We start from the raw sequence: 17,989 nt of genomic DNA, 5'->3' as shown, positions 1-17,989 counted from the left end.
GTGTGCAACGACTGGTTCCCGCTGAACGAACAGCAACAGGCCTATCTGATCGGCCGGGGCACCGCGTTCCCGCTCGGATCGGTGTCGACCCACGGCTACTACGTGTTCGAGGGCCGACTGGACCTGGACCGGTTCCGGGCGGCGTGGCGGCGGGTGATCGAACGGCATGACGCGCTGCGGCTGGTCATCGACCCGGTCGCGATGCGCCAGCGGGTGCTGCCCGAGGTGCCGGAGCTGCCCATCGAGGTCGACGACGCGCGCGGACTGGGCGAGCGGGAGCGGGCGGCGCTGCTCGACGGGCGGCGGGAGCGGATGTCGCACGAGGTGCGCCCGCCGGACGCCTGGCCGCTGTTCGGCGTCGCGGTGACCCTGCTGGACGAGGACACCAGCCGGGTGCACATCAGCTTCGACGGCCTGACCCTGGACTACCTGAGCTGGAAGCTGCTCGTGGCGGACCTCACGGCGTACTACGACGACGCCGACCTGCCGCCGCTGGGGTACACGTTCCGGGAGTACGTGCTCGCCTCCGACGAAGGCGCGCGCCCTCGGAGCGAGCGCTACTGGGCCGACCGGGTGCCCGTGCTGCCGCCGCCGCCCGCGCTGCCGCACCGCACCGCCCCGGAGCTGGTGCGCCGGCCGAGCTGGTCCACCCGGCCGTTCACCGTCGATCCGGAGCGCTGGGCCGTGCTCGCCCAGCGGTGCGCCGAGCGCTCGCTGACCCCGACCGCGCTGGTGGTCACCGTCTTCCTGGAGACGCTCGCGCGCTGGGCGGACCGGCGGCGGCTCACCGTCAACCTGCCTCGGATGAACCGGCAGCCCCGGCATGCGGACGTCGACAGGGTGCTCGGTGAGTTCGCGTCGTTCACCCTGCTCGCCGTGGAGCACGAGCCGGGCGCCGACCTCCTCACCAGGGTCAGGGCCACGGCGCGCCAACTGCTGCGCGACCTGCAGCACGGCGACGTCTCGGGTGTCGAGCTGCTGCGCCTGCTCGGCGGCGCCGGCAGCACGATGATGCCCGTGGTGTTCACCAGCACCATCGGGTTCGAGTCCGGGCCGGACGCGCTGCTGGGCCAGCGGCTGCGGCCGGTCTACGCGATCTCCCAGACGCCGCAGGTGTACCTGGACGTGCAGGTCGAGGTAGACCCGCGCGGGGCGCTGGTGGGCAACTGGGACTTCGTGACCGAGGTGTTGCGCCCGGAGCTGGTGGACGACATGGCCGAGGCGTTCGTGAGCAGCCTGCACGCGCTGGCCGAGCCGGACCCGTCCGGCTGGTCCGCCGCCGACGTCGTTCCCGGCGGCGGGAGCGGGCTGGCCGGGCCGCCGCTGGGCATCCCGGACGCGCTGGTGCAGGACGGTTTCCTGGCGCGCGCGGTCGCCGATCCTGATCGGGTCGCGGTCCTCGCCGGTGACGAACGGATCGGGTACGGGCGGCTGCGCCGCTACGCCGACCGGGTCGCGTGCTGGCTGCGCGAGGCCGGCGTGCGGCCCGGCGAGCCGGTCGCGGTGGTGCTGGACAAGGGCTGGGAACAGGTGGCCGCCGCCTACGGCGCGCTGTTCGCCGGCACCCCGTACGTGCCGATCGAGGCCGGCCAGCCCGCCGCGCGCGTTCGCTCCCTACTGGAGCGGGTGGGCGCCCGCGCGGTGCTCACCCGCTCCGGCCTGCATGAGGAGCCGGGCGGACGACCGGTGTTGGACGTCGACCAGGTCCGCGACGGCGGCGCCCGCGACGACCTCGCCGACGTCCACCTGCCCTGCCCGGCCGGCCCGGACGACCTCGCCTACGTGCTGTTCACCTCCGGCTCCACCGGCGAGCCCAAGGGCGTCATGATCGAGCACCGGGGCATGGTCAACTGCCTGCGCGCCACCGCCGAGGAGTTCGCGCTCGCGCCCGCCGACCGCGCGCTCGCCCTGACCGCGCCGCACCACGACATGTCCACGTTCGACCTGTTCGGCGTGCTCGGCGCCGGCGGCAGCGTGGTGATCCCGGACCGCGATCGCGCGCGCGACCCGGCCCACTGGGCGGAGCTGCTGGAACGGCACGAGGTGACGCTGTGGAACTCGGTGCCGGCGATGACGGAGATGCTGCTGGCCCACCTCGGCGACGACGGCGCGCCGCTGGCGTCGCTGCGGCTGCTGCTGCAGGGCGGCGACTGGATCCCGGTCCGGCTGCCCGGACGGCTGCGCGAGCTGGGCTGCCCGGCCGAGTTCGTCAGCGTCGGCGGGCCCACCGAGACCACGCTGTGGAACATCTGGCACCGGGTGCGGCCGGACGAACCGAGCACCGGCAGCGTCCCCTACGGGCACCCCATCGCCAACACCCGATACCACCTGCTGGACGAGCGGCTGCGCGAGCGCCCGCTCTGGTCGGTGGGAGAGATGTACTGCGCCGGCCCCGGGGTGGCCAGGGGCTACTGGGGCGACCCCCGGCGGACCGCCGAGCGGTTCGTCTGCCACCCGCGCACCGGCGAGCGGCTCTACCGCACCGGCGACCTGGGCCGGCTGCTGCCCGGCCAGGTGATCGAGTTCGTCGGCCGCGCCGACAGCCAGGTGAAGGTGCACGGCCAGCGCGTCGAGCCCGGCGAGATCGAGGCGGCGCTGCGTACGCACCCAGCGGTGGCCGATGCGGTGGTCACCCCGCTGGCCCGCGAGGACGGCCCCGGCCACGACGGCCTTGCCGGGCACGTCATCGCGACCGGTCAGCCGCCGCCGGACGAGGAGCTGCGAGCGCACCTGCGCGAACGGCTGCCCCCGCACCTGGTGCCGGCCCGGATACGGGTGCTCGACAGGTTCCCGCTGACCGCGAACGGGAAGGTGGACCGTGCGGCGCTCTCGGCGGTGGCCGACGGGCCGCGCGAGGTCGAGCCGCCGGACACGACGCTGGAGCGCGCGGTGGCCGACGTGTGCCGGCGCACGCTGGGCATCGACGAGATCGGTCGGCACGACGACTTCTTCGCCCTCGGCGGGCACTCCGTGCTGGCCATGCGCGCGATGGCCGAGATCCGCGACGCCCTGCTGCTGCCCGACCTGCCGATGACCGCGCTGTTCGCCGCGTCCACGGTGGCCACGCTCGCGGAGGCGGTGGCCGAGGCGGCGGGTGACCGGGCGCGGCTGGACCGCGTCGCCGAGGTGTACCTCGAGGTGTCCGGCCTCAGCGAGGACGAGCTGGCCGGCCGGCTGGAGTCGACAGTTTGGGGGGAAGCGCGTGGGCAGACCGGATGAGCTGACCATCGACGGCGTGCGCCGGGCCGTGGCGGAGCTGCTGTCCGAACGGCCGGAGGGCCTCGGCGACGGCGACAACCTGTTCGCCAGGGGGCTCAACTCGATGGCCATGATGCGCCTGGCGTCGGTGTGGCAGCGCCACGGCGTGGAGGTCGACCTGGTCGCGATGTCCGAGGAGCCGACCCTGTCCGCCTGGGCGCGCCTGATCGACGAGGCGTATCCCTCATGACCGAGCCGCCGATGGTACGGGCGGAGCGGCTGGTCAAGACCTTCGGCGACACCCGGGCGCTCGACGGCCTCGACCTGACCGTCGAGCGCGGCGAGATCGTCGGCGTGCTCGGCCCGAACGGCGCCGGCAAGACCACCGCGCTGAGCATCCTGAGCACGCTGGAGCGCCCGGACTCCGGGCGCGCCGAGGTGGCCGGCTTCGACGTGCTCACCCACCCCGCCGACGTCCGCGCCCGGATCGCGCTGACCGGCCAGTACGCCGCCGTGGACGAAAAACTGACCGCCCGGGAGAACCTGGTGCTGTTCGCCCGCCTGCTGGGCCGCCGCCCCGCCGACGCCCGCGCCCGGGCGCGGGAGCTGCTCGACGAGTTCGACCTGACCGAGGCCGCCGACCGCCGGGTCGAGACCTACTCCGGCGGCATGCGGCGCCGGGCCGACATCGCGGTGAGCCTGGTCGGCGCGCCGTCGCTGCTGTTCCTCGACGAGCCGACCACCGGCCTGGACCCGAGGAGCCGGCTGGGCATGTGGGAGCGGGTGCGCGCGCTGCGCGACGGCGGCATGACCGTGCTACTGACCACCCAGTACCTGGAGGAGGCCGACATGCTGGCCGACCGGGTGGTGGTGGTCGACCATGGCCGGGTGATCGCCGAGGGCACGCCGGACGCCCTGAAGGACAAGGTCGGCGGCACCCAGTGCGAGGTCCGGCCGCTCGCCGCCACCGAGGTCGAGGACGCAGCCCGCGCCCTGTCCGCGCTGGCCACGCCGTTCGTCCGGGACGGCGTGCTGTCGCTGCCCGCCCCGCGCGGCGCCGAGGACCTCACCGAGGCGGTGCGGCTGCTCGACGCCGCCGGCATCCGGGTCGCCGACATCGCCCTGCGCCGCCCGACCCTGGACGACGTGTTCCTGCGCCTGACCGGCCACCCCGCGTGAGCGCGCCGGCGCAGTGCCGCGCGCTGGCCGGGCGCGGCGTCCAGCAGGCCGTCCGAGACCGTGGCCAGGTGGTGTCCGCGCTGGTCATCCCGCTGGTGTACCTGCTCGGCTTTTACGGCCCGATGCACCGGGTGATGCAGGCGCGGGGCATCGACTACGCGCAGTACTTCCCGGTCGTGATCGTCATCCAGTCCGCGTTCTTCACCGCGATCGGCTCCGCGCTCGCGGTCGGGGAGGACCGGCGCCTGCTGCGGCGGATCCGGACGATGCCGGTCGCCGGGATCGCCCCGCTCGCCGGCCGGCTCGCCGCGGACCTGGCGAAGTTCGCCGCCGGGCTGGTCGTGCTGCTGGCCGCCGCCTCGATGCTGGGCTTCCGGTTCCACAACGGCCTCGCCGGCGCGGTCGGCTTCGTCGCGGTCGCGGCCTGGTTCACGGTGGCGACGTGCACGGCGGCCTCGGCGCTCGCGGCCGGGCGGGCGCGGGCCGAGGCGGTGGCCCAGGCGCTGATGGCCGTCCAGATGGTGCTGGTCCTGCTGTCCACCGGGTTCGTCCCGGCGACCGACTTCCCGGCGTGGCTGCAACCGCTGGTGCGCTGGCAGCCGGTCTCGGTCGCGGTGGACACCATGCGCGGGCTGGCGTCCGGTGTTCCCGCCGCCGGTGCCGTGGCCGCGACGGCGTGCTGGCTCGGCGTCGGCACGCTCGCGGCGGCGCTGCTCGCGGCGCGGTCCTTCCGGTCGGGCGGGTGGTCCGGGTGACCGCACCCTCCGAGCGGGGCCTGCACAGCGCCGTCGGGCATGCCCTGATCCAGGCCGGCCGGGTGCTGCGCCGCTGGTCGCGGGAGCCCGAGGTGGTCATCCAGACCGTCGTCTTCCCGATCGTGCTCTTCGTCGTCTTCCGCGTCGTGCTCGGCACAGCGCTCGACCAGGTCACCGGCGCCGGCAGCGTGACCGGCCACCTGGTGCTCTGCGTGCTCATCTCGGTGATGTTCGGCGGGGCGTCGGCGGCGCAGTCGCTGCTGGCCGAACGCCGCTCCGGGCTGCTCGGCAGGTTCCGCTCGATGCCGGTGCACCGCGCGTCGGTGCCGCTGGGCTGGCTGCTCGCCGAGGTCGCCAGGGTGCTCGCCGGGGCGGTCGTGCTGGCCGCCGTCGGGCACGGGTTCGGCTTCCGGTTTGCGGGCGGGCCGCCGGGGGCGCTGGTGTTCCTGCTGGTCGCGGCCTGGGTGGCGGTCGGGCTCGGCGCGCTGGTGTTCGCGTTCGCGCTGGGCGCCCGCTCGGCGCAGTCGGTGGCCGGGGTCACGATGGTGTACCTGCTGCTGATGTTCTACAACACCGGCTTCGTCCCGGCGCAGTGGTACCCCGACGCGCTGCGCTGGCCGGTGCGGGTGATGCCGATCAGCATGGCGGTGGACGCGATGCGCGGCGGGGCGCAGGGCGCGCTCGACACCGGCGCCCTGGCCGGCACCGCGCTGTGGTTCGGGGCCATGGCCGTCGGCGGCGTCGTATGGGGAGCCCGCCGGTTCGCGAAGGTCAGCCTTGCCTAATTGCTAGGGTCGGCGTGCCGAACCGAGGGGAGTCGCGTGCTGGGGAGACGTTGTCGGGTTCTGGTCGGTGTGTTGGCGGCCCTCGTGCTCGCCGGTTGCTCCGCCCGCGAGCCGGCCGGGGGCCAGGCGGCGCCGGACACGGACGGGGGCCGGTTCCCGGTGACGGTGTCCACCGGCCAGGGCGAGGTCACCATCCCCGCGCGGCCGAAGCGGGTGGTGGCGCTGGGCTACGGCGACGTGGACACGGTGGTGGCGCTGGGCGTCGCCCCGGTCGCCGTCTCCAAGGACTTCTACAGCCCCGACGGCATCCCGGCCTGGCTCGCGGGCCAGCTCGACCCGGCGCGGACCACCGTCCTGGACATCGCCCAGGGCGCGCCCATCGAGCGGATCGCCGCCCTGCGCCCCGACCTCATCGTCGCGACCTCCGCGCTGAGCCTGACCGACAGCTACCAGCGGCTGTCCGCCCTGGCGCCGACGATCATGGGCCTGCCCGGCGAGGGCGACAACATGGACCGGCGCACCATGCTGATCGGCGAGGCCCTGGGCAAGGAGGACGCCGCCCGCGTCGCGCTGGAGCAGACGAACCGCCGCATCGACCAGGTGCCGGAGGCGATCCCCGGCCTGCGCGGCAAGACCTACGCCTACGGCTACGTGCGCGCCGCCGACGACATCGGCCTGGTCACCGCGAAGAACGGCTTCACCGGGCGGCTGTTCAGCCGGTGGGGGATGAACGTCGTGCCCGCGCTCGCCGACGCCCCCGTCACCCCGGCCGGCTACACCCAGATCAGCCGGGAACGGGTCGGCGACCTCGACGGCGACCTGCTGGTGCTCGGCTACGTCAACGACGGCCTGCGCGGCTCGCTGGAGGCGTCCCCGCTGTTCCAGAAGCTCAACGTGGTGCGCGGCGGGCACTACACGGCGATCTCGCAGAGCGTGACCGTCGCGCTGCAGGTCCCGAGCATCGCCAACGTGGGCTGGGTGCTCGACCAGCTCCAGCCGTTCCTGAGCCGGAGCTTCCGATGACCCTCACGCTGGCCGCCACGCTGGTCGCGCCCGCCTCCAGCGGGGTGGGCGGGGACTGGTCGGGGCCGAGGTCGAGCCCGGAGCGGCTGCTGGACCCGTCCTTCTACCTGGAGCTGGCGCTCAAAGCCGAGCGCGCCGGGGTGCACTACGTGTTCCTGCCCGACAAGTACACCCTGCACGACGCGAGCAGGGCCGGCCTGCGCGGCGCGGTGAACGTCTGGCCGGAGCCGATCACGCTGATGTCCGCGCTGGCGATGGTGACCGAGCACATCGGCCTCGCCGCCACCGTGTCCACGACGTACCACGAGCCGTTCCACCTGGCGCGCATGTTCGCCTCGCTTGACCACCTGAGCCGGGGCAGGGCGGCGTGGAACGTGGTCACCTCGCTCGGCGACATGGACGCGCACAACTTCGCGGTGAACCACCGCCCGCCGCTGGCCCGCCGGCACGAGCACTCCGACGAGTTCCTGGGCATCGTCCGGGCGCTGTGGGACAGCTGGGAGGACGGCGCGCTGGTCGTCGACAAGGACGCCGGCGTCTTCGCCGACCCCGACAAGATCCGCACCCTGGACCACGAGGGGGAGTGGTTCCGGGTCCGGGGCCCGCTGACCGTCCCGCGCCCGCCCCAGGGGCACCCGGTGATCATCCAGGCGGGCGCCTCTGAGGAGTTCCGGGAGCGCGCCGCCCGGACCGCCGATGTGATCTTCACCCGGCTGACCTCGATCGACGAGGCCCGGGCGTTCGGCGACGACCTGCGCGACCGGCTGCGCCGCCACGGCAGACAACCCGAGGACGTGCTGGTCATGCCCGGGCTGAACCTGATCGTCGATGAGACCGAGGCGCTCGCCGCCCGGAGGCTGCGCCGGCGGTTCCGCGACGCGACGCCGCCCCACCTGGTCGTCGCCGGCACCCCCGAGTCGATCACGGAGCGGCTGGCCCAGTGGCACGACGCCGGCGTGGTGGCCGGGTTCACCCACATCCCGCACGTGCTGCCCGGCGACCTCGAGGACCTGACCGACCTGGTCGCCCCGCACCTTCGCCGGGCCGGCCTGCTCGAACCCGTCCGCCGCGGCGGAACGCTGCGCGCACGGCTGGGGCTGCGTCGCCCCCAGAGTCGCCCCCAGAGTCGCCCCCAGAGTCGCCCTCAGTAACGCAGCGCCTGGATCGGGTGCAGCCGGGCCGCCCGCAGCGCCGGGTAGCCGCCGGCCCCGAGGCCGATGAGCAGGCTGGCCCCGAACGCGACGGCGATGGCGACCACCGAGATCTCAGGCGCCCCGAACTCCGGCGCCACGGTCGGCACCACCCAGCCGCCGGCCAGCGTGAGCCCGATCCCGACCGCGATGCCGGCCAGCCCGCCGAACGCGGCGAGCATCGTCGACTCGATCAGGAACTGTTTCATGATCGCGCTGTCCCGGGCGCCGATGGCCTTGCGGATGCCGATCTCGCCGGTCCGCTCGGTGACCGTGACCAGCATGATGTTGGCCACCCCCAGCGCGCCCACGAACAGCGAGATCCCGGCGACCCCGGCCACGAACAGCGTCAGCAGCGACAGGAACTTCCTGACCTGTTCGAGCTGGATGAGCATGGCCTGGGTCTGGTAGTCGCGCACCCCGGGGTCCTTGACGTCGTGCTGTTTGTCCAGGACCTGGTTGATCTCCTGGATCGCGGCGGGGACCCGGTCAACGCTGGCCGCCACCACACCGATCCCGTTGATCGTGTTCGCGCCGGCGAACAGCGCGCGCGCCGAGTTCAGCGGCACCAGCGCCGTCCCGTCGGCGTCGTCGCCGGCGGACTTGAGGATGCCGATCACCTTCATGGTCAGCCGGCCGACCTTGACCTCGGAGCTGAGTGCGGTGGCCACGTCCCCGTCGAACAGGGCGTTGAGCACCTTCGTGCCGATCACGATCACCCTGGACCGGCTCTCGTTGTCCTGCTGGGTGAACATCTGGCCGGCCATGATCTCGCGGTTGCGGACCTGCAGGTAGCTCGGGAACGCCCCGCCGATCGCGGCGCGGAACTCCTTGGTGCCGTACCGCATCACGGCCTGGCCGTTGCGCAGCGGCGTGACGTGGGTGATGCTCGGCGCCGCGCCCGGCTTGGACAGCGCCTCCAGGTCCTGCTCGGTCAGGCTCTTCGCCGCGTGCGCGCCCGGCAGTGACGTGTTCGCCTTGGTCACGATGATCGCGGTGCTCAACGGCCCGAACGACTCGTCGAACCCACTGCGAATCCCGGTGCCCAACCCCACCAACAGGATGACCGCCGCGACACCCACCACGATGCCCAACGCCGTCAACGCCGTACGCAACCGCGCCACCCGCATGCTCTGCAACGCAATGGCGAGGGCTTCCCTGAGGTGCATCGACGCGTTCTCCCTTGAAGGTCCGAGGCGAGAGCCGACTAAGGTCAGGCTTACTTTACTTGGTGGCCTCGGCGAGCGCCGACCGGCAGACCACACCATCCTGGAGCCATGACCGAGCCCGCAGCGCCGAGCACCGGCTACCTCGACGAGCTCTACGCCGCGACCGGCCGGCGCGCCGAGCTGGCGAGCCCGCCTTCGTCGCCGTACCGGGGCGCGGAGGACGGCCTGGTCGCGGCGGTCACCGCCTCGGTGGAACGCCGGCGCGCCGCGCTGCTCGCGCTGAGCCATCGGGTGCACGACCATCCCGAGACCAGGCACGAGGAGCACCGCGCCGCGGCGGCCGTCGCCGAGCTGCTGCGCGCCGAGGGCCACGCCGCCGAGGTCGGTGCGTTCGGGCTGCCGACCGCTGTGCGCGCCACGGTGGGCACCGGCGCGCCCCGGCTGGCGATCCTGGCGGAGTACGACGCGCTCCCGGAGATCGGCCACGCGTGCGGGCACAACATCATCTGCGCCGGCGCCGTCGGGGCCTGGCTCGCGGTCGCCGACCACGCCGCGTCACTGGGCGGGACCGTCGAGCTGATCGGCACGCCGGCCGAGGAGGGCGGGGGCGGCAAGGAGCTGATCGCACAGGCCGGCGGCTTCGACGGCGTCGACGCCGCGCTGATGCTGCACCCGTTCAGCTACGACGTGGCGACGCATGCGTTCCTCGGCCGCCGGGTGGTCGACGTCGTCTTCCACGGCGTCGCGGCGCACGCGGCGGTCATGCCGTTCATGGGCCGCAACGCGTTGGACGCCGCCGTCGCCGCCTACACCGGGATCGCCGCGCTGCGCCAGCACCTGCCCTCCACCGACCGCGTGCACGCCACCTTCACCGACGGCGGCGGCCGGCCGAACGTGGTGCCCCGGCGCGCCGCCCTGCAGTGCTACGTCCGCTCGGCCCACCCGTCCACGCTGATCGACCTCAGCGCCCGGCTCGACGACGTGTTCGCCGCCGCCGCGCTGGGCACCGGCACCGGCGTCGAGGTGACCTGGGACCCGGTGCCGCCGTACCTGCCGATCCGGCACAACCGCGCGCTCGCCGCCCACTGGTCCCGGCACCTCACCGGCCGGGGCCGCACAGTGCTGCCCGACGGGGTGGTGCCGGACACCCTCACCGGCTCGACCGACCTGGGCAACCTCAGCCTCCGGCTGCCCGCCATCCACCCCATGCTCGCCGTGGCACCGCCCGAGGTCTCCCTGCACACCGAGGACTTCGCGGCCTGGGCGCGCGGCGAACGCGGCGACACCGGGGTCATCGACGGCGCGGTCGGCCTGGCCGCGACCGCCGCCGACTACCTCTCCGACGCCGAGCTGCGCGCCGCCGTGCGCGAGGAGTTCGAGGCCGACGGCGGCGTCGTCGACGTCCCCGCGATCTTCCGCCGCTAGCCCCCTTTACCAGAGAAGTACGCTGCTCGCGAGTTGTTGAGTGGTCAATCACACTTCTCGAGCTAGGGAAAGGGCGCGTCATGCCCGACGTCACCGACGCCGTCGAACGACCACCGGAACGGACCATCTTCGGCCACCCGATCGGCCTGGCCAACCTGTTCGGGGTCGAGCTGTGGGAGCGCTTCTCGTTCTACGGGATGCAGGGCATCCTCACCTACTACCTGTACTACACGGTGACCGACGGCGGCCTGGCGCTGCCGCAAAGCACCGCGACCAGCATCGTCGGCGCGTACGGCGGCGCGGTGTACCTGTCCACGGTGTTCGGCGCGTGGATCGCGGACCGGCTGGTCGGCATGGAACGCACGGTGCTCTACGGCGGGGTCGTCGTGATGCTCGGGCACATCTCGCTGGCGGTGGTGCCGGGGCTGGCCGGCGTCGGCCTCGGACTGGTGTTGGTGGCGCTGGGCTCCGGCGCGCTGACGGCGAACATCACCTCCCTGGTCGGCACCCTCTACGCCGAGGGCGACACCCGCCGTGACGCCGGCTTCACCTTGTACTACCTCGGCATCAACGTCGGCGCGTTCGTCGGGCCGCTGCTCACCGGGCTCGCGCAGGTGCAGCTCGGCTTCCACTACGGGTTCGGGCTGGCCGCGATCGGGATGGCGGTCGGCCTTGCGCAGTACGTCGTGTACCGGCGGAACCTGGGGGCGGCCGGTCGCGCGCCGACGAACCCGCTGCCCGAGTCCGCGCGGGTGGCCACGGCGGCGATCGTCCTGGTCGTCGCGGCGGCCGTGGTCGCGACGCTGTTCACCGGCGTGGTGACGCTGGCCAACCTCGCGTGGGTGATCACCGGGGTGATCGCGGCCGCGTCGGTCGTCTACTTCGCCGTGATACTGGCCAGCAAGAAGGTCACCGGTGTCGAGCGCGGCCGGGTGTGGGCGTTCGTCCCGCTGTTCATCGCGAACGCGGTGTTCTGGACGATGTTCCAACAGATGTTCACCGTGCTCGCGGTGTACTCCGACGAGCGGATGGACTGGAACATCCTCGGCTGGACCGCGCCACCGACCTGGCTGCAGTCCGAGGAGCCGATCTGGATCATCCTGCTGTCCCCGGTGTTCGCCCTGATCTGGACCAAGCTGGGTACGCGGGCGCCGACCACGCCGGTCAAGTTCGCGCTCGGGGTGATCGGCATGGGCGCGGCGTTCCTGCTGTTCCTGCCGTTCACCGGGGGCACCGGTAAGAGCACCCCGGCACTGGCCGTGCACGGGATCCTGGCGGTGTTCGCGATCTCCGAGCTCATGCTCTCACCGATCGGGCTCTCGGCGACCAGCAAGCTCGCGCCGGACGCCTTCCGCGCCCAGATGATGGCGCTGTACTTCTTCTCCATCGGCGTCGGCAGCTCGATGGCCGGCGTGCTCGCCAGGTTCTACTCACCGACCGACGAGCTCGCCTACTTCGGCACCTGCGGCGTCGCCACCATCGTCGTCGGACTGGCCGTCTACGCGCTCAAGCCGTGGATCTCCCACCGGATGCAGGGCGTGCACTGAGGTCAGGCCTCGTCCAGGTGCGGGCGGCCGGGGGGTTGGTAGAGGTAGAGCAGTGCGCGGCGGTCGGTGTCCGAGCGGTTGGGGTCCGAGCGGTGCAGGAGCCGGCTGCGGAAGAAGATCACGGTGCCGGCGCTCGCGGTGAGGGTGACGGGCGTCGGGTCGGGCGCGGGGTCGTCGAGGTGGCTGCCCGGGACCAGGGTGAGGGCGCCGTTGCCGGCGTGGGCGTCGTCGAGCAGCACCATCGCCGTCACCACCTCGCGCGCGGCCGCGCCGAGGAACCGGGCCAGGAACGTGTGGTCCCGGTGCCAGTCGAACTCCGAGCCGACCCGCGCGCGCTTGAAGCTGATCTTGGAGGTGAGCGGCGCGACGGCGGGCGTGCCGAGCAGGTCGGCGGCCACGGCGGTCAGCCGGGGGTCGTCCCAGCGGGCGGCGAGCCGGTCGTCGAGGTGGGTGACCGGGCGGAGGTTGCGCAGGGTCGGGCGCTCGGTCTCGGGCTCCCAGTGCACGGACGTCGGCGGGTCGCCGGGGACCGTGCGGAGCCGGTGGCCGTCCGGGGTGATCGTGTCGGTTCCGGCGGTCGAGGCGAGCGCGGTGGCGCGGCGGGCGGCGGCCTCGACCCCGGCGCGTAGCGCGTCGACCTCGGCGGCGTCGAAGCAGTCGTGGGCCACCGCGTAGCCCGTCGCGCCGGTGACCGATGCCATTGCGTCCCTTCGTAGCGGTTCTGGACCGGTGAGCCGGCCCTGTTGCAGGATAGTTGCGACAGCGACAGGGTTGCGGGCGACGAGAGTGAGAGTGTTGGTGCGCCGATTCGTGGCGTTGGTGATCGCCCTGTTGTCGATCGGTGGCTGTTCGTCGGGTTCGGGCGCGAGCGACGACCCGTCCACGCTCACCCTCGCGGTGTCCAGGATCAACGCCAGCCTGGACCCGACCGAGCCGCTGGTGACGAGCTTCCTGCGGGCCTACGGCGCGGGCGAGTCGCTGGCCAAGATCCGAGCGGACGGCACGGTCGCGCCCGAGCTCGCGGGCTCGGTGCGGCAGAGCGCGCCCAACCGGTGGACGGTCGAGCTGCGCGCGAACGCCGCCTTCCAGTCCGGTGTCCCGGTGGACGCGGCCGCGGTGCGCGCGTCGCTGGAGCGGTCCAGGGAGCGCAACCCGCTGGCGGCGAACCTGCTGGCCGGGGTGCGGATCGCCGAGGCGGGGCCGAGGAGCCTGCTGTTCGACACCGACGGCCCGTCGCCGTTCCTGGACTACACGCTGGCCCACTACGAGCTGCAGATCCACAACGTGGCCGGCTACGCGAACCAGGCCACGCCGCGCGAGGTGGACCTCACCGGGCCGTTCCGGGTGACCGGGTTCAGCTCGGAGCGCGAGCTCACCCTGGAGCGCAACCCGCGCTGGTGGGGGCCGGCGCCCTCGGTGGCGCGGATCGTGGTGCGCCAGGTCGCCGACCCGCAGGCCCGCGCGCAGATCGCGCTGTCCGGGCAGGCCGACGTGGTGGACCTGCTGCCCAGCGCGTCGGTGGCCGAGCTGCGGTCGGCGGACGGGCTGACGCTGTCCGGGGCGCCCGCCGCGAACACGGTGGCCGTCTACCTGAACCCGGCCACGCCCGCGCTGGCCGACCAGCGGGTGCGCCAGGCCCTGGCCTGGGCGGTGAACCGCGAGGAGGTCGCCGAGGTGGCCGGCGAGGGGCTGTCCGAGCCGTCGCCGAGCTGGCTGGCGTCCAACCCGGCCTACCCGCAGGCCGACCGGCAGGGCTTCACCCACCACGATCCGGCGCGGGCCGCGCGGCTGCTGGACGAGGCGGGCTGGGTGGCCGGTCCGGACGGCCGGCGGGCCAAGGACGGCCGGCCGCTGCGGCTGCGCCTGCAGACCTGGGGTACCGAGCAGCCCACCGGCGAGGTGCTGCAGGCCCAGTGGCGAGAGCTCGGCGGCACCGTCGAGCTCTCCCACGTGGACAACGCGCTCGCCCAGCAGGCCCGCCAGCGCGGCGACTGGGACGCCCAGACCGCGGCGTTCACCACGCTGGGCAACGTGCCGAGCCTGATCGCCGTGCAGGTCGGGCCGGACGGGTCCGCCAACTACGGCCGCTACCGGATCCCGGCGGCCGGTCCGCTGATCGACAAGGCCAACGCGGCGCCCACCGCCGAGGAGCGCACCGCCGCGATCCTGGAGCTGAACGCGCTGATGGCCGAGGTGGTGCCGTCGATACCGGTGCATCCCCGGCCACAGGCCACCGCCGTGTCCAAGCGCCTCACCGGGTTCGTCCCGCACCCGCTGCAGTACGAGAACCTGGTGCAGCCCGGCTACCGGCTGGACGGCGGTCCGTGACGGTGGCCCGGGCCGCGCTCCGGGCCGCGGCCGGCGCCCTGGCCGTGCTGCTGATGGCGTCGATGTTGGTGTTCGCGCTGGTCCGGACCGCGCCGGGGGATCCCGTCGACGTGCAGCTCGGCGAGGCCGGCGGCATCGGGCTGAGCACCGCCGACGAGGCGCGCATCCGTGCCGAGCGGCTGGCCGAGCTCGGGCTGGACCGGCCGCTGCCCGAGCAGTACGCCCGGTGGCTGGGGCGGATGGCCACCGGCGACTGGGGCGTGTCGTACCTGAGCGGACTGCCGGTGAGCACCGAGATGGCCGGCCGGTTGCCGGCCAGCCTCGCGCTCGGCGCCGCCGGGTTCGCGGTCGCCCTGGTGGTGTCCGGGGCGCTGGCGTTGCTGGCCAGCCGCCGGCCGGGGGCCGCCACGGACCAGGCGGTGCGGCTGGCCACGCTGGTCAGCATCACCGTGCCGTCCTTCCTGCTCGGCACGCTCGCGCTGCGGGCCGGCACCGACCTGGTCGGCTACCCGATCGCCGGGCCCGCCTCGGCGCGGCGGCTGTGGCTGCCCGCGCTGGTACTCGGCGTCGCCGTGTCGCCGACCATGTCCCGGGTGCTGCGGGCGTCGCTGATCGCCGAGCGCGGCCGGCTCTACGCGGTGGCCGCGCGGGCCAGGGGAGTGCCGCCGGGGCGCACGCTGCTGCGACACGTGCTGCGCCCGGCGCTGAGCCCGGTGCTCACCCTGGGCGGGCTGGCGTTCGCGTCCCTGGTCACCGGCTCGATCATCACCGAGGCGGTGTTCTCCTGGCCGGGGATCGGCAGGTACGCGGTGGAGGCCATCGCCGCGCAGGACTACCCGGTCATCCAGGCGTACGTGGTGCTGGCCACCGCGCTGGTGGTGCTGGTCAACAGGGCGATCGACGTCGCACAGCGGCTGCTGGACCCGCGCGAGCGGGCCAGGGCGGAGGCCGTTGCGTGACGGTTCTGGGGCTGCCGCGCTTGTTGACCACCGGGCGGGGGCGCGGGCTGCTGCTGGTCGGGGCGGCGCTGCTCGGCGGGGTCGTGCTGGTCACGCTGGCGGCGCCGGTACTGGCCGGCTTCGACCCGACGGCGCAGCGGGTCGGGCCGAGGATGGCGTCCCCGGGCGGCGGCCACTGGCTGGGCACCGACAGGTTCGGCCGCGACCACGGCTCGCGGGTGCTGTACGGCGGCCGGCAGACGCTGCTGCTCACCGGGGCCACCATGGCGCTGACGGTGGCGATCGGCACCGGCGTCGGCGCGGCGGTCGGGCTGGCCGGGCGCCGGCTGGACGACCTGGGCCGCAAGGCCATCGACACGGTGGTGGCCTTCCCGGCGGTGATCGTGATCCTGGCGTTCGTGGGGCTGCGCGGGCCGTCGCTGGTCACGGTGCTCGGCGGCGCGCTGCTGGTGTGGTGGGCGCCGTTCGCGCGGCTGGCCCGGTCGCTGGTGCGCGCCGCGCTGGCCGAGCCGTCGGCGGTGACCGCGCGGGCGCTGGGGGCGTCGCGGCCCCGGCTGCTGGTCACCGAGGTGGCGCCGCGCCTGGCCGGGCCGCTCGGGGTGCTGGCCGCCGTGGAGACCGGCCAGCTCGTGTCCACCGTCGCCGGGCTGTCCTTCCTCGGCCTGGGCGCCCAGCCGCCGGCCGCGGAGTGGGGCGCGATGCTCGCGGACTCCCGCGCGTCGGCGCTGTCGCACCCGCACCTGATGCTCGGGCCCGGGATCGCGGTGCTGGTGACGGTGTTCGCGCTGACCTGCGTCGGCGAGGGGCTGCGCGACGTGCTCGACCGGTCCGGCCAGGTGGTGGCGTGACGGCGCTGCTCCAGGCGCGCGGCCTCACCGTCGATTACCGGGGCGCGGTGGTGCTCGACGACGTCGACCTGGACGTGACGGCCGGCGACCTGCTGGTGGTGCTCGGCGGCAGCGGCTCGGGCAAGAGCACGCTGCTGCGCGCGCTGCTCGGGCTGGTGCCGGCGCCGGGGCGTATCCGGGCGCGGCGGCTGGAGCTGCGCGGTGACGCCGGCCCGATCGACCTGGCCGCCGGGCACGAGCGGGTGCGTGGGCGCGAGATCGGCATGGTGTTCCAGGACCCGGCGCTCGCGCTCACCCCGCTGCGGCGGGTCGGCTCGCTGGTCGCCGAGGCCGGCCGCGTCACCGGCGCCGGCGGGGACGTCGAGGCGCTGCTGGCCGAGTGCGGCTTCGCCGACCCGGCGGCGATCGGCCGGCGCCGGGCGCACCAGCTCAGCGGCGGGATGGCGCAGCGGGTGGGGCTGGCGCTCGCGGTCGCCGGGCGGCCCCGGCTGCTGCTGGCCGACGAGCCGACCACCGCGCTGGACGGCCCGGCGCGCGAGGAGCTGTGCCGGCGGCTGGCCGAGCGCGCGGCCGCCGGCCTCGGCATCGTGCTGGTGACCCACGACGTGGGGCTGGCCGCCCGGCTGGCCGATCGGGTGCTGCTGCTCGACGCCGGCCGGGTGGCCGACCACGGCCCGCCGGCGCGGGTGCTCGGGAAACCGTCGAGCGTGCTGGCCCGCTCGCTGGTGCGCAACGTGCCGTGGTCGCTGCCGCCGCGCCACCCGACCGCGGTCGGGTCCCGAGAGGTGTCCGTGCGGGTGCGCGGGCTGGCGAAGGCGTTCCCGGGCGGTGGTCGGGTGCTGTCCGGCGTCGATCTCGACGTCGCGGCCGGCGAGGTCGTCGGGGTGGTCGGCCGCAGCGGCGAGGGCAAGACCACGCTGCTGCACTGCCTGCTCGGCCTGGAACGCCCGGACGCCGGGGAGGTCCGGCTGGCCGGGCTCGACCCGCGCGCCGACGGCTGGCCGGCCGTGCGCCGCCGGGTCCAGCTGGTCCCGCAGGACCCGCGCGCCTCGCTCAACCCATGGCGCACCGCCGCGCAACTGGTCGCCGACCCGCTCGACTTCCACCGGATCGGCGACCGGGCGTCCCGGCGCCGCCGCGCCGAGGAGCTGCTGGACCAGGTCGGCCTGACCGGACTGGCCCGGCGGCGGCCCAACGAGCTGTCCACCGGCCAGTGCCAGCGGGTCGCGATCGCCCGCGCGCTGGCCGTGCGCCCAAACGTGCTGGTCGCCGACGAGCCGGCCGCCGCGCTCGACGTCGCGCTGCAGGCCGAGGTGGTCTCGCTGCTGGCGACCCGCGTGGCCGAGCGGGACATGAGCGCGCTGGTGGTGTCCCACGACCTGCACGTGCTGGAACGGCTGTGCGACCGGATCGTGGTGCTGCACGGCGGCCGGCTGGTCGAGCAGCTCCCGGTGGACCGGCTGCGCACCGACGCCCGGCACCCGGTGACCCGCGAGCTGCTCGCCGCCTACCCCACCGACCCGCTGGCCGCCCTGTCCACCCTGGCCGGCTGAGCCGCCACGCCGAGGGTCGAGAATCCGCGG

15 protein-coding genes are annotated in these 17,989 nt (G+C 74.3%); 13 read left to right on the top strand and 2 right to left on the bottom strand.

Annotated elements, in window-relative coordinates:
* The 7 genes from N912_RS49790 to N912_RS49775 all read left to right on the top strand — a co-directional run bounded on the left by N912_RS49790 (nucleotide 1) and on the right by N912_RS49775 (nucleotide 8,091).
* Nucleotides 1-3,219, top strand: coding sequence for a non-ribosomal peptide synthetase (locus N912_RS49790; protein WP_051579740.1), 3,219 nt, complete (start codon nucleotides 1-3; stop codon nucleotides 3,217-3,219).
* Nucleotides 3,203-3,448: a phosphopantetheine-binding protein gene (locus tag N912_RS0106005; RefSeq protein ID WP_028921728.1), complete on the top strand. Its 246-nt coding sequence runs from the start codon at nucleotides 3,203-3,205 to the stop codon at nucleotides 3,446-3,448. The genes N912_RS49790 and N912_RS0106005 overlap by 17 nt, the downstream gene beginning before the upstream one ends.
* Nucleotides 3,445-4,377, top strand: coding sequence for a daunorubicin resistance protein DrrA family ABC transporter ATP-binding protein (locus N912_RS0106000; RefSeq protein WP_028921727.1), 933 nt, complete (start codon nucleotides 3,445-3,447; stop codon nucleotides 4,375-4,377). The genes N912_RS0106005 and N912_RS0106000 overlap by 4 nt, the downstream gene beginning before the upstream one ends.
* Nucleotides 4,374-5,132: an ABC transporter permease gene (locus N912_RS0105995; RefSeq protein ID WP_028921726.1), complete on the top strand. Its 759-nt coding sequence runs from the start codon at nucleotides 4,374-4,376 to the stop codon at nucleotides 5,130-5,132. The genes N912_RS0106000 and N912_RS0105995 overlap by 4 nt, the downstream gene beginning before the upstream one ends.
* Nucleotides 5,129-5,917 carry an ABC transporter permease gene (locus N912_RS49785; RefSeq protein ID WP_169747818.1) on the top strand — a complete coding sequence of 263 codons (789 nt, stop codon included), beginning with the start codon at nucleotides 5,129-5,131 and terminating at the stop codon, nucleotides 5,915-5,917. Before N912_RS0105995 ends, N912_RS49785 begins: the two co-directional genes overlap by 4 nt.
* Nucleotides 5,918-5,989: 72 nt before the next feature.
* Nucleotides 5,990-6,940: an ABC transporter substrate-binding protein gene (locus N912_RS59975; protein WP_169747817.1), complete on the top strand. Its 951-nt coding sequence runs from the start codon at nucleotides 5,990-5,992 to the stop codon at nucleotides 6,938-6,940.
* Nucleotides 6,937-8,091, top strand: a complete 1,155-nt coding sequence (locus tag N912_RS49775) for an NtaA/DmoA family FMN-dependent monooxygenase (RefSeq protein WP_156993195.1) — start codon at nucleotides 6,937-6,939, stop codon at nucleotides 8,089-8,091. Before N912_RS59975 ends, N912_RS49775 begins: the two co-directional genes overlap by 4 nt.
* Here N912_RS49775 and N912_RS0105975 read toward each other — a convergent pair.
* Entirely contained in the window at nucleotides 8,085-9,299 is a 1,215-nt protein-coding gene (locus tag N912_RS0105975) for an ABC transporter permease (protein ID WP_169747816.1), read from the bottom strand. The two genes, N912_RS49775 and N912_RS0105975, sit on opposite strands and share 7 nt — an antisense overlap.
* A 108-nt stretch (nucleotides 9,300-9,407) precedes the next feature.
* Between N912_RS0105975 and N912_RS0105970 the strand changes: the two genes are divergently transcribed.
* Both N912_RS0105970 and N912_RS0105965 read left to right on the top strand, forming a co-directional pair.
* Nucleotides 9,408-10,724, top strand: a complete 1,317-nt coding sequence (locus tag N912_RS0105970; RefSeq protein ID WP_028921724.1) for a M20 family metallopeptidase — start codon at nucleotides 9,408-9,410, stop codon at nucleotides 10,722-10,724.
* An 80-nt stretch (nucleotides 10,725-10,804) separates the two neighbouring features.
* The gene (locus N912_RS0105965) at nucleotides 10,805-12,271 is read left to right on the top strand and encodes a peptide MFS transporter (RefSeq protein WP_028921723.1); all 1,467 of its coding nucleotides are present in this window, start codon (nucleotides 10,805-10,807) and stop codon (nucleotides 12,269-12,271) included.
* A 2-nt stretch (nucleotides 12,272-12,273) separates the two neighbouring features.
* Here the strand turns inward: N912_RS0105965 and N912_RS49770 are convergent, their stop codons facing one another.
* Complete coding sequence (locus N912_RS49770; RefSeq protein WP_051579737.1) at nucleotides 12,274-12,972, bottom strand: phytanoyl-CoA dioxygenase family protein; 699 nt, start codon at nucleotides 12,970-12,972, stop codon at nucleotides 12,274-12,276.
* A gap of 91 nt (nucleotides 12,973-13,063) precedes the next feature.
* On the opposite strand from N912_RS49770, the gene N912_RS49765 reads away from it, so the two are divergent.
* Genes N912_RS49765 through N912_RS49755 form a run of 4 tightly spaced genes read left to right on the top strand, consistent with a single transcriptional unit; the run spans nucleotide 13,064 to nucleotide 17,959 of the window.
* Entirely contained in the window at nucleotides 13,064-14,599 is a 1,536-nt protein-coding gene (locus N912_RS49765; RefSeq protein WP_169747815.1) for an ABC transporter substrate-binding protein, read from the top strand.
* Nucleotides 14,596-15,558 (top strand): ABC transporter permease, encoded by a 963-nt coding sequence (locus N912_RS49760; protein WP_051579735.1) that lies wholly within the window; start codon nucleotides 14,596-14,598, stop codon nucleotides 15,556-15,558. The genes N912_RS49765 and N912_RS49760 overlap by 4 nt, the downstream gene beginning before the upstream one ends.
* Nucleotides 15,555-16,406: an ABC transporter permease gene (locus N912_RS0105945; protein ID WP_051579733.1), complete on the top strand. Its 852-nt coding sequence runs from the start codon at nucleotides 15,555-15,557 to the stop codon at nucleotides 16,404-16,406. The genes N912_RS49760 and N912_RS0105945 overlap by 4 nt, the downstream gene beginning before the upstream one ends.
* Nucleotides 16,403-17,959, top strand: coding sequence for an ABC transporter ATP-binding protein (locus N912_RS49755; protein WP_037062863.1), 1,557 nt, complete (start codon nucleotides 16,403-16,405; stop codon nucleotides 17,957-17,959). The genes N912_RS0105945 and N912_RS49755 overlap by 4 nt, the downstream gene beginning before the upstream one ends.
* Nucleotides 17,960-17,989 lie beyond the last annotated feature (30 nt).

Source organism: Actinospineispora acaciae DSM 45401 (genome assembly GCF_000620785.1).
Classification (GTDB): Bacteria; Actinomycetota; Actinomycetes; order Mycobacteriales; family Pseudonocardiaceae; genus Pseudonocardia; species Pseudonocardia acaciae.
This window is presented reverse-complemented; position numbering and strand designations above follow the sequence as displayed.

Bases quoted from the DNA above. Each gene is read 5' to 3' on its own strand.
- N912_RS0106000 (WP_028921727.1), top strand. From the start codon at position 3,445: ATGACCGAGCCGCCGATGGTACGGGCGGAGCGGCTGGTCAAGACCTTC.
- N912_RS49775 (WP_156993195.1), top strand. From the start codon at position 6,937: ATGACCCTCACGCTGGCCGCCACGCTGGTCGCGCCCGCCTCCAGCGGG.
- N912_RS0105975 (WP_169747816.1), bottom strand. From the start codon at position 9,299: ATGCACCTCAGGGAAGCCCTCGCCATTGCGTTGCAGAGCATGCGGGTG.
- N912_RS0105970 (WP_028921724.1), top strand. From the start codon at position 9,408: ATGACCGAGCCCGCAGCGCCGAGCACCGGCTACCTCGACGAGCTCTAC.
- N912_RS0105965 (WP_028921723.1), top strand. From the start codon at position 10,805: ATGCCCGACGTCACCGACGCCGTCGAACGACCACCGGAACGGACCATC.
- N912_RS49770 (WP_051579737.1), bottom strand. From the start codon at position 12,972: ATGGCATCGGTCACCGGCGCGACGGGCTACGCGGTGGCCCACGACTGC.